Source organism: Streptomyces sp. NPDC031064, assembly GCF_055570965.1.
The window spans coordinates 150,065-164,058 of record NZ_JBVIGF010000009.1; the positions used below are offsets into that span (position 1 = coordinate 150,065).

Consider the following 13,994-nt stretch of genomic DNA (forward strand, 5'->3'; position numbering starts at 1 on the left):
TGTCAACTACCTGCCTATGCCTCGTGTGCGCCGGGGCGTACTGGTTCGGCGCGCGCGCCGGTCTACGCCGCCCTGCGCCGTTCCGGGGCCGCAGCCCGGGCCGCTTCGGGGGCGTCGTCCCGGGGGGCGGTGGGGGCCTGGACGTCCCGGCCGGGCGCCGTGGGCGCGTCGGCGTCGGCATCGGCGGCCTTCGGCGGTGTGGAGACGGCGCTGGCCGCCGCGCACGACGCCAGCAGATCGCGCATGGACACATCCTGCTTCGACGTCGGCATGGTCGCCTCCTCGGGCTGCGGGGCAGGCATAGTTAGGTAGACCTAACCAGGTCCTGGTATCCATGTGACCACGCCTCGGAGGTACTGCGCAACATCATGCCGACGTCTTGTCGGAAAGTACGGCGCCACGCCCCCGCCCGGTCACCCCAGCGCCAGGTCCACGCCCGCCCAGCGCTTCCCGTACCCGGTCAGCGTCACGACCCGACGCTCGTCGTCGGTGGAGCCGACGACCCGGTGGATGACGACGTGCAGCCGGTCCTCGGTCAGGTCCTCGACCTTGCCCTCGCCCCACTCCACGACCACCACCGAGTCGGGCAGCGAGACGTCGAGGTCGAGGTCCTCCATCTCGTCGAGCCCTCCGCCCAGGCGGTAGGCGTCGACGTGGACCAGGGCGGGGCCGCCCACCAGGGAGGGGTGGACGCGCGCGATGACGAACGTCGGGGACGTCACCGCGCCGCGTACTCCCAGCCCCTCGCCGAGCCCGCGGGTGAGCGTCGTCTTGCCGGCGCCGAGCTCGCCGGTGAGCATGACGAGGTCGCCGGGGCGCAAGAGCTTGGCGAGCGTGCGGCCCAGCTCCTGTGTCTGCTCGGGTGCGTGGAGGGTGAAACGGGCGGAGGTGGCCGTGGCCCCCTCAGGGGCCGGGCTGTGCGGTGCTTCCATACGGGCCAACGTTAGTCGCTGCCGGTACGGCACCCACCCGTACCAACAGATCCGCGAGCCGGTCCGTGACCGCGTCCGGGTGCTCCAGCATCACCAGGTGCCCGCCGTCGGGCACGATGACCAGCTCGGCGTCCGGCAGCAGCCCGGCGATCGCCTCGGTGTGGGAGCTGGGCGTGACCAGGTCCTGGTCGCCGGCCAGGGCCAGCACCGGCACCTCGGCGAAGATGCTCAGCGCGTCCGCCTTGTCGTGCTCGGTGAACGCCGGGTAGAACTCGGCGACCACGTCGATGGGCGTCCCCTCGATCATCCGCTCCGCGAACCGGGCGACCGCCGGGTCCACGTCCTTCGACGAGAACGAGTACCGCTTGATGAGCCCCGCGAAGAGGTCCGCGGTGGCCCGCCGCCCCCGCTCCACCAGCTCGGCCTGCGAACCCAGCGCGCGCAGCACACCCGGCAGCACCCGGCGTACGGCGTTCACGCCGGCGACCGGCAGCCCGTAGTTGACCTCGCCGAGGTTGCCGCACGACGTACCGACGAAGGCCACGCCGACGACCCGCTCGCGGATCAGCTCCGGGTACTGATCGGCCAGCGCCATCACCGTCATGCCGCCCATCGAGTGCCCGACCAGCACCAGCGGCCCCTCCGGGGCGGCCGCGTCGATGACGGCCTTCAGGTCCCGGCCGAGCTGGTCGATCGAGACCGGCACCCGGTCCGGGCCGCGCTGGGCCGCCCCGCGCCCCGAGCGGCCGTGGCTGCGCTGGTCCCAGTGGACCGTGCGGACCAGGCCCCGCAGCGCGGCGCGCTGGAAGTGCCAGGAGTCCTGGTTGAGGCAGTAGCCGTGGCTGAAGACGACCGTGACGGGGGCGGGCGCCCGGCGCCCGAACAGCCGGCGGCGGCGCGGGGCGCCGCCCTCCGCCTCCACCTCGTCGACCTCGTAGTACAGCTCCGTACCGTCGTCGGCCTCGGCCCGGCCCGGCGTACCGCGCAGCGAGCCGTAGGGACCGGCGGCGTCCAGCGCCAGACGCGCCTTGCGGCGCATACCGCGCCCGACGGTGAGCCGCTCGATGGCCACACCGGCCGCCGCGCCCGCCGCGATCACCCCTATCGCGGCACCGGCGAAACCGGCGCGGCGCCAATTGCCGGCCGCGGCGGCGGAAACCGCTTCCGCCGCCGCGTCCACCGAACTGGTCTCACTCACTACGGCTGCTCCCTAGCTCCCGCTACAGCGACCGCTGCCGCTACTCGTTCAGGTAGACGCGTGGTACCCGCGAACCGATGCGCGTCACGATCTCGTACGCGATCGTGTCCGCGGCGCGCGCCCAGTCCTCGGCGGTCGGCTCACCCTCATCGCCTGCCCCGAACAGCACGGCTTGCGCACCCGGCTCGACGGCGTCCCCGTGGAGGTCGACGACGAACTGGTCCATCGCGACCCGCCCGGCCACCGTCCGCACCTTGCCGCCGACCAGCACCGGGCCACGGCCCGACGCGTGGCGCGGGATGCCGTCGGCGTACCCGAGCGGGACGAGACCGAGGGTGGTGGCGCCCTCGGTGACGTAGTGGTGCCCGTAGCTGACGCCGTGCCCGCCCGGCACGTCCTTGACAAGTGCGACGCTCCCCACCAGCCGCATCACGGGCCGCAGCCCGAAGTCGGCGGGCGTGCCGAGCTCGGGGCTCGGCGAGACGCCGTACATCGCGATGCCGGGCCGTACGAGGTCGAAGTGCGTCTCCGGGAGGGTGAGCGTGGCCGGGGAGTTGGCCATGTGCCGCACCTCCGGCTCGACGCCCGCCTTCTCGGCGTACGCCAGCATCTCGTGGAACGTCTCCAACTGCGCGCGGATGGAGGGGTGCCCGGGCTCGTCGGCGCACGCGAAGTGCGACCAGACGCCGGTGACCTTCAGCAGGCCCTCGGCCTGGGCCGTGAGCGCCTCGCCGACGAGCCCGGCCCAGTCGGCGGGCTGGCAGCCGTTGCGCCCGAGCCCGGTGTCGGCCTTGAGCTGCACGCGCGCCGGCTGTGCGGTCCGGCGCGCCGCCTCCCTGACCTCGTCCAGGGCCCACATCCCGCTCACGGACATGTCCAGGCCGGCCCGGATGCCCTCGTCCCAGGGGTCCCCGGGCGTCCACAGCCAGCACAGGACGGGCGCGTCGATCCCGGCCGCCCGCAGGGCGAGCGCCTCGTGGGGCGTGGCGGTCCCGAGCCAGGTGGCCCCGGCCTGAAGCGCGGCCCGCGCGCAGGGCACGGCCCCGTGCCCGTACGCGTCGGCCTTCACGACGCCCATGACCTGGACGTCCGGCCCCACGCGGCCCCGCAGGGCACGCACGTTGGCGCGCAACGCCCCGAGGTCGATCTCGGCGCGGGCGCGAAGGGTCTGCGGTGTCTCACTCATCGCGCCCAGTCTCTCAGGTGCGGCCCGCCGCTCGGCCGCGCCCGCGTGTCACCCGGATCACGCCCGCCGCCGCGGGACCCCCGGCATCACCCGGTCACCTCCCGCCGCCGCGCACGTCGCACACGTCCCGCCACGCCCCCGGCAGCGCCTCCGCGACGTCGTACGCCGCGATGGGGGCGTCCCGGGAGACGCGGCGGGCCGTCAGGCCGTGCAGGTAGGCCGCGACCGACGCGGCGTCGCGTGCGGCGAGGCCCGCCGCCAGGAGCGAACCCGCCAGGCCCGACAGGACATCACCGCTGCCGGCGGTGGCGAGCCAGGGCGTGCCCGTCGGGTTGACCCGGACCGGCCCGTCGGCCGAGGCGACCAGGGTCGTCGAGCCCTTGAGCAGCACCGTCGCGCCGTACCGGCCCGCCAGCTCCCGTACCGCCTCCAGGCGCCGGGACTCCACGTCCTCCCGCGCGGTGCCCAGCAGCGCCGCCGCCTCGCCCGCGTGCGGGGTCAGCACCGTGGGCGCCGGGCGGGCGCGCACCGCCGAGGGGTCCAGGTTCCGCAGCCCGTCGGCGTCGACCAGGACCGGGACGTCGGAGCCCAGGACGTCGGCCACGCCCGGCGTGTCGCCCAGGCCCGGTCCGATCACCCACGCCTGGACGCGCCCCGCCTTGCCGGGCGGGCCCGCGTGCACCAGGGTCTCCGGGTGGCGGGCGAGCACCGCGTCACCGGCCGGCCCGACGTACCGCACCGCCCCGGCGCCGCCCCGCAGCGCGCCCGACACGGCGAGGACGGCCGCCCCCGGGTAGCGCGCCGAGCCCGCGACGACGCCGACGACACCCCGCCGGTACTTGTCGCTCTCGCCCACCGGCACGGGCAGCAGCCGGGCCACGTCCGCGTGCTGGAGGGCCTCCACGTCCGGCTCCGGCGGCAGGGCGAGCCCGATGCCGACCAGCCGCACCGCCCCCGCGTACTCCCGTGCCGGGTCGATCAGCAGCCCCGGCTTGTACGCCCCGAACGTCACCGTCGCGTCCGCCCGGACCGCCTCCCCGTGGACCTCGCCGGTGTCGGCGTCCACGCCGCTCGGCAGGTCGACGGCCACCACCACGGCACCCGAGTCGCGGGCCGCCCGGACCACGTCCACCGCCTCCGGGCGCAGCCCGCCGCGCCCGCCGATCCCGGTGATTCCGTCCACGACGAGGTCGGCGCCCTCCAGTGCCCCGAAGACGTCCCCGAAGACGTCCCCGAAGGCGTCCCCGACGGCTTCCCCGAAGGCGTCCAGCACCCGGCCCCCGGCACCTCGCAGCGCCGCCAGCCCGCCGACGTGCGCCCGCGAGCCCAGCAGCACCGCCGACACGCCGGCGCCCCGGCGCGCCAGCCGGGCGCCCGCGTACAGCGCGTCGCCCCCGTTGTCGCCGCTGCCGACCAGCAGCACCACCCGGGAGCCGTAGACGCGCCGGAGCAGTCCGGCGCACGCGGCTGCGAGCCCGGCCGCCGCCCGCTGCATCAGCGCGCCCTCCGGCAGCCTCGCCATCACCTCGGCCTCGGCGGCCCGTACTGTCTCCACGCGGTAAGCGGTACGCATGGGCTCAACCCTCCGCGATCACCACCGCCGACGCCACCCCCGCGTCATGGCTGAGCGACACGTGCCAGTTCCGTACGCCCAGCTCCGCCGCCCGCGCGGCGACCGTGCCGCGCACCCGCAGCCGGGGCTGCCCGCTGTCCTCGACGTACACCTCCGCGTCCGTCCACTGGAGCCCGGCCGGCGCGCCGAGCGCCTTGGCGATCGCCTCCTTGGCCGCGAACCGCGCCGCCAGCGAGGCCATGCCGCGCCGCTCCCCGCTCGGCAGCAGCAACTCCCGCTCCAGGAACAGCCGCTCCGCCATGTGCGGCGTACGCTCCATCGCCGCCGCGAACCGGTCGATCTCCGCCACGTCGATCCCCACTCCGATGATCATTCGACGGTGACCGACTTCGCCAGGTTGCGCGGCTGGTCCACCTCGTTGCCCCGGGCCGTCGCCAGCTCGCAGGCGAAGACCTGCAACGGCACCGTCGACACCATCGGCTGGAGCAGCGTCGGGGTGGCCGGGATGCGGATCAGGTGGTCCGCGTACGGCGTCACCGCCTCGTCGCCCTCCTCCGCGATCACGATCGTGCGCGCGCCCCGGGCCCGGATCTCCTGGATGTTGGACACGATCTTGTCGTGCAGGACGGAGCGGCCGCGCGGCGAGGGGACCACGACGACGACCGGCAGGTCCTCCTCGATCAGCGCGATCGGCCCGTGCTTGAGCTCACCGGCGGCGAAGCCCTCCGCGTGCATGTAGGCGAGCTCCTTGAGCTTCAACGCGCCTTCCAGGGCCACCGGATAGCCCACGTGGCGCCCCAGGAACAGCACCGTGTTCTTGTCCGCCAGCGACCGCGCCAGCTCCCGCACCGGCTCCATCGTCTCCAGCACCCGGTCGACGTCGTCGGCGATCCGCGCCAGGTCCCGGACGACCGCCCGGATCTCGTCGCCCCACTTGGTGCCGCGCAACTGCCCCAGGTACAGGGCCAGCAGGTACACGGCGACGAGCTGCGTGAGGAACGCCTTGGTGGACGCCACGGCCACCTCCGGGCCGGCGTGCGTGTACAGCACGCCGTCCGACTCTCGGGGGATCGTCGAGCCGTTGGTGTTGCAGACGGCCAGCACCCGGGCGCCCTGCGCGCGGGCGTGCCGCAGCGCCATGAGGGTGTCCATGGTCTCGCCGGACTGCGAGATCGCGATCACCAGCGTCCGGTGGTCCAGGATGGGGTCCCGGTAGCGGAACTCGCTGGCCAGCTCCACCTCGCACGGAATGCGGGTCCAGTGCTCGATGGCGTACTTGGCGATCAGCCCGGCGTGGAACGCCGTCCCGCACGCCACGACGACCACCTTGTGCGCCTCGCGCAGCACCTCGTCGGGGATCCGCAGCTCGTCCAGCCGCAGCGAACCGCTCGCGTCGATACGGCCCAGGAGCGTGTCGGCCACCGCCTTCGGCTGCTCGGCGATCTCCTTGAGCATGAAGTAGTCGTAGCCCCCCTTCTCGGCCGCCGAGGCGTCCCAGTCCACGTGGTACGCGCGCACGTCGGCGGGCGCCCCGTCGAAGTCGGTGACCGTCACGCCCTCCCGGCGCAGCTCCACCACCTGGTCCTGCCCGAGCTCGATCGCCGACCGGGTGTGGGCGATGAACGCGGCCACGTCCGAGGCGAGGAACGCCTCGCCCTGTCCGACCCCGACCACCAGCGGCGAGTTGCGCCGCGCCCCGACGACCACGTCGGGCTGGTCGGCGTGTACGGCGACCAGCGTGAAGGCGCCCTCCAGCCGGCGGCACACCAGCCGCATCGCCTCCGCCAGGTCACCGCACGACGAGAACTCCTCGGCGAGCAGGTGCGAGACGACCTCGGTGTCCGTCTCGGACTCCAGGGTGTGCCCGCGCTCGGCCAGTTCGGTCCGCAGCGGCGCGAAGTTCTCGATGATGCCGTTGTGGACGACGGCGACCCGCCCGGCGTTGTCGAGGTGCGGGTGCGCGTTGGCGTCGGTCGGTCCGCCGTGCGTCGCCCACCGGGTGTGCCCGATTCCCGCGCCACCGGTGGGCAGTGGCCGGCTGTCCAGCTCCTTCTCCAGGTTGACGAGCTTGCCCGCCTTCTTCGCCGCGGCCAGGGAGCCGTCGGCGAGCACCGCGACACCGGCCGAGTCGTAGCCCCGGTACTCGAGCCGCTTGAGGCCCGCGATCACCACATCAAGCGCCGACTGCCCGCCGACGTAACCCACGATTCCGCACATGCCGAGCAGCCTACGACCGACGTCCCGTCACGGCACCGTGCCGCCCCGCGTCACGCCTTCGCCCGGTACGCCCGCATGGCGAGCGGGTAGAAGGCGACGGCTATGCCCGCGGCCCAGACCAGCGACCACAGCACGGGCCGGCCCACCTCGCCGCCCAGCAGCAGCCCGCGGAACGCGTCCGACAGATGCGTCACCGGGTTGACGTGGACCCAGGCCTGGAGCCAGCCCGGCATGGTGTCGACCACGACGAACGCGCTGCTGGTGAAGGTGATCGGGAAGATCAGCGTGAAGCCGAACGCCTGCACCTTCTCCGCGTCGCCCGCGAGCATCCCGATGAGCACCGCGCACCACGACACGGCCGCCGCGAAGGCGATCAGCAGCAGGGCTCCCGCCAGGAACCCGAACAGGCCGCCGGTGATGCGGAAGCCCAGCGCCAGACCCAGGCCGAGCATCAGCAGCATCGCCCACAGGTGCTTGGCCAGGTCGGCGGTGATCCGGCCGATCAACGGCGCGGACCGGGCTATCGGCAGGCTCCGCAGCCGGTCGAACACCCCTTTCGTCAGGTCGGTGTTGAGGGCCATCGCCGTGTAGATGGTCATGAAGAGCGTGTTCTGGACGATGATCCCCGGCAGGGCGTACTTCAGGTACGCGTCGGGCGACCCCGCCATCTGCCCGCCCATCACGTACGTGAAGAGGAACACGAACATGATCGGCGTGATGCTGTAGTCGACCAGCTCCAGCGGGTTGTGCTTGACGGCCACCAGGCTCCGCCAGGCCATCGTGGCCGTCTGCCGAAGGCTCGCGCCCGGCCGCACCCGGCCGCTCGCGGTCAGGGACGCACCGGCCGTCGTGGCGGTCATGCCGAACTCACCACCTTCTCGATGTCGCTGTCGTCGGGCTCCGGCGTCTCCTGGCCCGTCTCCCCCTCCGCGCGGTGCCCGGTCAGCGCCAGGAACACCTCGTCCAGCGACGAGCGGCGCAGCGTCAGCTCGCCCACCGCGATCCCCGCCCCGTCCAGGTGCCGCACGACGGCGGGCATCAGCTCCGGGTCGTTCACCGGCGCGGTGATCACGTCGCCCTCGATCTGCGTCTGCCGCCCGGCCGCCTCGGCCACCAGGGCGTGGGCGGCCGCAAGGTCATGGGGCCGCACCGGCCGCACCTGGAGCACCTGGCCGCCCACCTGGGACTTCAGCTCGTCGGGCGTGCCCTCGGCGATGACCCGGCCCTTGTCGATCACCACGATGTCGTCGGCGAGCATGTCCGCCTCGTTCAGATACTGCGTGGTCAGCAGGGCCGTCACCCCCTCGGCGACCAGGCCGCGCAGCATGTCCCACAGCTCGCCGCGGCTGCGCGGGTCCAGGCCCGTGGTCGGCTCGTCGAGGAACAGGATCCGCGGCCGCCCCACCAGGCTCGCCGCGAGGTCCAGCCTGCGCCGCATGCCGCCCGAGTACGTCTTCACCGCGCGCCCCGCCGCGTCGGCCAGCCCGAAGCGGTCCAGCAGCTCCGCCGCCCGCGCTCTGGCCTCCCGGCGCGGTATCCCCAGCAGTCGCCCGATCAGCAGCAGGTTCTCCGTGCCCGTGAGGTTCTCGTCGACCGCCGCGTACTGACCGGTCAGGCCGACGAGCGAGCGCACCAGCCCCGCCTCCCGCACCACGTCGTGCCCGGCGACCAGCGCCCGGCCGGCATCGGGCTGGATCAGCGTGGCGAAGATCCGTACCGCCGTGGTCTTCCCCGCCCCGTTGGGCCCCAGCAGCCCCAGCACCGTCCCGGTGCGGGCGGCCAGGTCCACGCCGTCCAGCGCCTGGGTCTCCTTGAACCGTTTGGCCAGGCCTTCCGCCTGGATCGCGTACGTCATGGGACCGTCCCCTCGGCTCGGGTCGTCGTGCCGCGAGCGCCGGAGCCCCGACGCCCACCTTCCCCACAACTGTGACGCACGCCACTGACATTCCAGCCGCCGCGAGGGTGACGCCGCCCACCGACCGTGACCGAGCACACGGCCCACAACACCGCCGCAAGGACGACAATGGCCTGTGTGATCACTTCGCCGCCACGAAGCGCAGCCGCCCACCGCCGTGCGGAGACCACTCCGTACGTCGACCTCACCCGCGAGGAGTGGAGCGCGCTGCGCGACAAGACGCCGCTGCCCCTCACCGCCGAGGAGGTCGAGCAGTTGCGCGGTCTCGGCGACGTCATCGACCTCGACGAGGTCCGCGACATCTACCTCCCGCTCTCCCGCCTCCTCAACCTGTACGTCGGCGCCACCGCCAACCTGCGCGGCGCGCTCAACACGTTCCTCGGCGAGAAGAGCGCCCAGCGCGGCACGCCGTTCGTCATAGGGGTCGCCGGCTCCGTCGCGGTGGGCAAGTCGACCGTCGCCCGTCTCCTCCAGGCGCTGCTCGCCCGCTGGCCCGAGCACCCGCGCGTGGAACGGGTCACCACCGACGGGTTCCTGCTTCCCATGAAGGAGCTCCAGGAGCGCGGCCTGATGTCCAGGAAGGGCTTCCCCGAGTCGTACGACCGGCGCGCCCTGACCCGGTTCGTCGCCGACATCAAGGCGGGCAAGGACGAGGTCACCGCCCCCGTCTACTCGCACCTGATCTACGACATCGTCCCCGGCGAGCGCCTCACGGTCCGGCGCCCCGACATCCTGATCGTCGAGGGCCTCAACGTCCTCCAGCCCGCGCTGCCCGGCAAGGACGGCCGCACGCGGGTCGGCCTCGCGGACTACTTCGACTTCTCGGTGTACGTCGACGCGCGCGCCGAGGACATCGAGGCCTGGTACCTGAATCGTTTCCGCAAGCTACGCGCAACCGCCTTCCAGGACCCCTCCTCGTACTTCCGCAAGTACACGCAGGTCAGCGAGGAGGAGGCGCTGGACTACGCCCGTACCATGTGGCGGACGATCAACAAGGTGAATCTGCTGGAGAACGTGGCCCCCACGCGCGGGCGTGCCACCCTCGTCGTACGCAAGGGCCCGGACCACAAGGTCCAGCGCCTCTCCCTCCGCAAACTCTGAAGGGACCCCCGCGGCCGTGCTGCACCTGCGCCTGATCGTCCCCGCCGACCGTACGGACGAGGTGGTCGGCACCATCGAGAAGACGGTCGGCACGACGCACCTCGCCGTCATCCCCGGCGCCGCCCGCGACCCGGCCGGCGACCTCGTGCTGTGCGACGTGGCGCGCGAGGCGGGCGACGAGCTGATCTCCGACCTGTGCGCCCTGGGCATCGACAAGTCGGGCTCGATCGCCGTGGAGGACATCGGCCTGTCGCTCTCCAAGCGCGCGGAGAAGGCCGAGGACGACGCGCCCGGCGAGGGCGCGGACGCGGTGCTGTGGGAGCAGCTCCAGGACGCCACGCACGAGGAGTCGACGCTCAGCGTGACGTACGTGGCGTTCCTGACGCTCGCCACGATGATCGCGGCCTGCGGCGTGGTGCTGGACAACGCCATCCTGATCGTGGGCGCGATGGCGGTGGGCCCGGAGTTCGGCCCGCTGGCCGGGATCTGTACGGCGCTGGTGCAGCGGCGGCCGCGCCTGGCGGTACGGTCGCTGGCCGCCCTGATCGTGGGCTTCGCGGCGGCCATGGCGCTGACGGTGATGTTCAGCCTGGCCATGGACGCGCTGGGCCTGTTCACCGACGACATGCTGCACGGCGACCGGCCGAACACCGGCTTCATCTACGCGCCCGACTGGTTCTCGTTCGTCGTCGGCCTGCTCGCGGGCGCCGCCGGCACCCTGTCGCTCACCTCCGCGAAGTCCGGCGCCCTGGTCGGGGTGGCCATCTCGGTCACCACCGTCCCGGCGGCCGCCAACGCGGCCGTGGCGCTCGGGTACGGCGACCTCGGCCAGACCAAGGGCTCCGTCGAGCAGCTCCTGCTGAACCTGCTCGCGATCGTGCTCGCCGGCACGGTGACGCTGCTGACGCAGAAGTACTTCCTCGCGCGGCAGCGCCGCCGTACACAGAAGGCCTGAACACACGAAAGGGGCGCCCCACCGGAAACGGCGGGGCGCCCCTCCTCATGTACTAGGGAGTGTCCGGCGGATCATGACGTCATCCGAGTCCGGTGCCCTTGTGGTGCTGGTGAGCGGGGTCTGGTGCGTGCAGATGCAAGGCGGAGGAGGGAGCCACTGCGGAGCATTGGCGACCGACGACAACGCCGCAGATGGGCGTGCCAGGCCTCGCGGCCCAGGCATGATCCGCCGGACACGACCTAGCCCAGCGCGGACTTCACCACGTCGGCGAGCTCCCCGGCGACGGACCGGGCCTGCTCGATGTCGGCGGCCTCGACCATGACGCGGACCAGCGGCTCGGTGCCCGAGGGGCGCAGCAGGACGCGACCGGTGCTGCCGAGGCGGCGCTCGGCGTCCGCGACGGCGGTGCCCAGCTCGGGGGAGGTCTTCACCCGCGTCTTGTCGACGTCCTTGACGTTGATCAGGACCTGCGGCAGCCGCTCCATGACCCCGGCCAGCTCGGCCAGCGACCGCCCGGTCGCCGCCACGCGCGCCGCCAGCAGCAGACCGGTGAGGGTGCCGTCGCCGGTGGTGGCGTGGTCGAGCACGATGACGTGCCCGGACTGCTCGCCGCCCAGCGCGTAGCCGTGCTCCTTCATCGACTCCAGTACGTAACGGTCGCCGACCGCCGTCTGGACGAGCTGGAGGCCCTCGCGCTCCATGGCGAGCTTGAAGCCCAGGTTCGACATCACGGTCGCGACGACGGTGTCACCGCGCAGCGTGCCCGCCTCGCGCATGGCGAGCGCGAGCACGGCGAGGATCTGGTCGCCGTCCACCTCGGCGCCCGTGTGGTCCACGGCCAGGCAGCGGTCGGCGTCGCCGTCGTGCGCGATGCCGAGGTCGGCGCCGTGCTCGACGACGGCGGCCTTCAGCATCTCCAGGTGCGTGGAGCCGCAGCCGTCGTTGATGTTGAGCCCGTCCGGGGTGGCGCCGATGGTGACGACCTCGGCCCCGGCCTGCTGGAACGCGGCGGGCGACACGCCCGACGCGGCGCCGTGCGCCTCGTCCAGCACGATCTTGAGCCCGTCGAGCCGGTTCGGCAGCACGGACAACAGGTGGGCGACGTACTGGTCGAAGCCCTCCTTGTAGTCGGCCACCCGGCCGACCCCGGCGCCGGTCGGCCGGTCCCACGGCTCACCGGTGCGGTGCTGCTCGTACACCGCCTCGATGCGGTCCTCCAGCTCGTCGGCCAGCTTGTGGCCGCCGCGCGCGAAGAACTTGATGCCGTTGTCCGGCATGGCGTTGTGGCTGGCGGAGAGCATCACGCCCAGGTCGGCACCGAGCGCGCCCGTCAGGTACGCCACGGCCGGTGTCGGCAGGACGCCGACCCGCATGACGTCCACGCCCGCGCTCGCGAGGCCGGCCACGACGGCGGCCTCCAGAAACTCTCCCGACGCACGCGGGTCACGCCCGACCACGGCGGTCGGCCGGTGTCCTTCAAAGGTCCCCGCTTCGGCGAGCACGTGCGCCGCCGCGACCGACAGGCCGAGCGCGAGCTCCGCCGTCAGATCCGCGTTGGCGACACCGCGCACACCGTCCGTGCCGAAGAGTCGTCCCACAGCCATCCTCCGAGTTACTCCGAAAAAGCAAGGTGAAGCGTATAGACGTACGCCCCGGCAGCACGGAGGTGCCGCCGGGGCGTACGTTGAGCAGACCGAGCAGGCGTGATTAGCGCTTGCTGTACTGCGGGGCCTTACGGGCCTTCTTGAGACCGGCCTTCTTGCGCTCGACGGCACGGTCGTCGCGGCTCAGGAAGCCGGCCTTCTTCAGCGGGCCGCGGTTGTTGTCCACGTCCGCCTCGTTCAGCGCGCGGGCCACGCCGAGGCGCAGGGCGCCGGCCTGGCCGGAGACGCCGCCACCCGAGATGCGGGCGATGACGTCGTAGCGGTTGTCGAGCTCGAGCACCTTGAAGGGCTCGTTGACTTCCTGCTGGTGCACCTTGTTCGGGAAGTAGTCCTCGAGGGTGCGACCGTTGATCTTCCACTTGCCGGTGCCCGGGACGATCCGGACGCGGGCGATGGCGTTCTTGCGGCGGCCCAGGCCGGCGGCCGGCTGCGGCTCGCCGAAGCGGGACGCGAGGGACTCCGAGGTGTACTCACCCTCGACGGGGACCTCGGACTCGAAGGTGGTGACCTCGGCGTAGGTCTCCTCGCCCTCGATGGGGTTCTCAACAGTGGTCTCGGCCACGATGCTCCTCAGATTTCTTTCGTTCTTGGGGGTGTGGCCGGAACTACTGCGCGACCTGGGTGATCTCGAACGGGACCGGCTGCTGGGCAGCGTGCGGGTGGTTCTCGCCCGCGTAGACCTTCAGCTTCGAGAGCATCTGACGGCCGAGGGAGTTCTTGGGGATCATGCCCTTGATGGCCTTCTCGACGGCCTTCTCGGGGTTCTTGTCCAGCAGCTCGTCGTAACGGACGGAGCGCAGACCACCCGGGTAGCCGGAGTGGCGGTAGGCCATCTTCTGGGTCTTCTTGTTGCCGGACAGGTGGACCTTGTCAGCGTTGATGATGATGACGAAGTCGCCCATGTCCATGTGGGGGGCGTACACCGGCTTGTGCTTGCCTCGCAGGAGGTTCGCAGCCGTGGTCGCCAGACGGCCCAGGACAACGTCCCGCGCGTCGATGATGTGCCACTGGCGAGTCACATCGCCAGGCTTGGGGCTGTACGTACGCACTTCGTAGCCTTCGCTTCTTCAGTGGATGGAGTCCAGACACACCTGAAGCGATCATGCAGCTGGGGCCCACACTGCCGGGAACACCGCCCGTATGCGAGCCACTGGTAACTGCTCCAGGGAACTTGCGTAAGGGCTCTTCGCGCAAGAACGACGAAGCCAATACGCATAACAAACGGCAACAGTACCCGCGCCGCCCCCGACGGG

General features: G+C 72.4%; 14 protein-coding genes. 2 read left to right on the plus strand and 12 right to left on the minus strand.

What is annotated here, in order from left to right; genetic code table 11:
• Nucleotides 1-62: 62 nt before the first annotated feature.
• The 9 genes from ACZ46W_RS29355 to ACZ46W_RS29395 all read right to left on the minus strand — a co-directional run bounded on the left by ACZ46W_RS29355 (nucleotide 63) and on the right by ACZ46W_RS29395 (nucleotide 8,961).
• Entirely contained in the window at nucleotides 63-272 is a 210-nt protein-coding gene (locus ACZ46W_RS29355) for a hypothetical protein (RefSeq protein WP_468343817.1), read from the minus strand.
• Nucleotides 273-413: 141 nt separating this feature from the next.
• Nucleotides 414-932, minus strand: coding sequence for a tRNA (adenosine(37)-N6)-threonylcarbamoyltransferase complex ATPase subunit type 1 TsaE (gene tsaE / locus ACZ46W_RS29360; protein ID WP_468343820.1), 519 nt, complete (start codon nucleotides 930-932; stop codon nucleotides 414-416).
• Nucleotides 904-2,130 carry an alpha/beta fold hydrolase gene (locus ACZ46W_RS29365; RefSeq protein ID WP_468343823.1) on the minus strand — a complete coding sequence of 409 codons (1,227 nt, stop codon included), beginning with the start codon at nucleotides 2,128-2,130 and terminating at the stop codon, nucleotides 904-906. Before ACZ46W_RS29365 ends, tsaE begins: the two co-directional genes overlap by 29 nt.
• A gap of 40 nt (nucleotides 2,131-2,170) precedes the next feature.
• Nucleotides 2,171-3,316 (minus strand): alanine racemase, encoded by a 1,146-nt coding sequence (alr, locus tag ACZ46W_RS29370; protein ID WP_468343826.1) that lies wholly within the window; start codon nucleotides 3,314-3,316, stop codon nucleotides 2,171-2,173.
• Nucleotides 3,317-3,410: 94 nt separating this feature from the next.
• Complete coding sequence (locus ACZ46W_RS29375) at nucleotides 3,411-4,889, minus strand: NAD(P)H-hydrate dehydratase (protein ID WP_468343829.1); 1,479 nt, start codon at nucleotides 4,887-4,889, stop codon at nucleotides 3,411-3,413.
• 4 nt (nucleotides 4,890-4,893) lie between these two features.
• Nucleotides 4,894-5,262, minus strand: a complete 369-nt coding sequence (locus tag ACZ46W_RS29380) for a holo-ACP synthase (protein ID WP_468343832.1) — start codon at nucleotides 5,260-5,262, stop codon at nucleotides 4,894-4,896.
• A complete protein-coding gene (gene glmS, locus ACZ46W_RS29385) occupies nucleotides 5,259-7,106 on the minus strand; it encodes a glutamine--fructose-6-phosphate transaminase (isomerizing) (RefSeq protein WP_468343835.1) in 1,848 nt (615 codons plus the stop codon). Before glmS ends, ACZ46W_RS29380 begins: the two co-directional genes overlap by 4 nt.
• Before the next feature lie 50 nt (nucleotides 7,107-7,156).
• The gene (locus ACZ46W_RS29390) at nucleotides 7,157-7,966 is read right to left on the minus strand and encodes an ABC transporter permease (RefSeq protein ID WP_468343838.1); all 810 of its coding nucleotides are present in this window, start codon (nucleotides 7,964-7,966) and stop codon (nucleotides 7,157-7,159) included.
• On the minus strand, nucleotides 7,963-8,961 hold the full coding sequence (locus ACZ46W_RS29395) for an ATP-binding cassette domain-containing protein (protein ID WP_468343841.1): 999 nt from the start codon (nucleotides 8,959-8,961) through the stop codon (nucleotides 7,963-7,965). Before ACZ46W_RS29395 ends, ACZ46W_RS29390 begins: the two co-directional genes overlap by 4 nt.
• A gap of 177 nt (nucleotides 8,962-9,138) precedes the next feature.
• Here ACZ46W_RS29395 and coaA point away from each other — a divergent pair, with 177 nt between their 5' ends.
• Both coaA and ACZ46W_RS29405 read left to right on the plus strand, forming a co-directional pair.
• The gene (gene coaA / locus ACZ46W_RS29400) at nucleotides 9,139-10,122 is read left to right on the plus strand and encodes a type I pantothenate kinase (RefSeq protein WP_468343844.1); all 984 of its coding nucleotides are present in this window, start codon (nucleotides 9,139-9,141) and stop codon (nucleotides 10,120-10,122) included.
• A 16-nt stretch (nucleotides 10,123-10,138) separates the two neighbouring features.
• Nucleotides 10,139-11,077: a DUF389 domain-containing protein gene (locus tag ACZ46W_RS29405; protein WP_468343846.1), complete on the plus strand. Its 939-nt coding sequence runs from the start codon at nucleotides 10,139-10,141 to the stop codon at nucleotides 11,075-11,077.
• Nucleotides 11,078-11,316: 239 nt separating this feature from the next.
• Here the strand turns inward: ACZ46W_RS29405 and glmM are convergent, their stop codons facing one another.
• The 3 genes from glmM to rplM form a co-directional block, all read right to left on the minus strand.
• Entirely contained in the window at nucleotides 11,317-12,675 is a 1,359-nt protein-coding gene (gene glmM, locus ACZ46W_RS29410; RefSeq protein ID WP_468344374.1) for a phosphoglucosamine mutase, read from the minus strand.
• A 109-nt stretch (nucleotides 12,676-12,784) separates the two neighbouring features.
• Nucleotides 12,785-13,303: a 30S ribosomal protein S9 gene (gene rpsI, locus ACZ46W_RS29415; protein WP_031076704.1), complete on the minus strand. Its 519-nt coding sequence runs from the start codon at nucleotides 13,301-13,303 to the stop codon at nucleotides 12,785-12,787.
• Nucleotides 13,304-13,346: 43 nt separating this feature from the next.
• The gene (gene rplM / locus ACZ46W_RS29420) at nucleotides 13,347-13,790 is read right to left on the minus strand and encodes a 50S ribosomal protein L13 (RefSeq protein WP_064069935.1); all 444 of its coding nucleotides are present in this window, start codon (nucleotides 13,788-13,790) and stop codon (nucleotides 13,347-13,349) included.
• Between the last annotated feature and the right edge of the window lie 204 nt (nucleotides 13,791-13,994).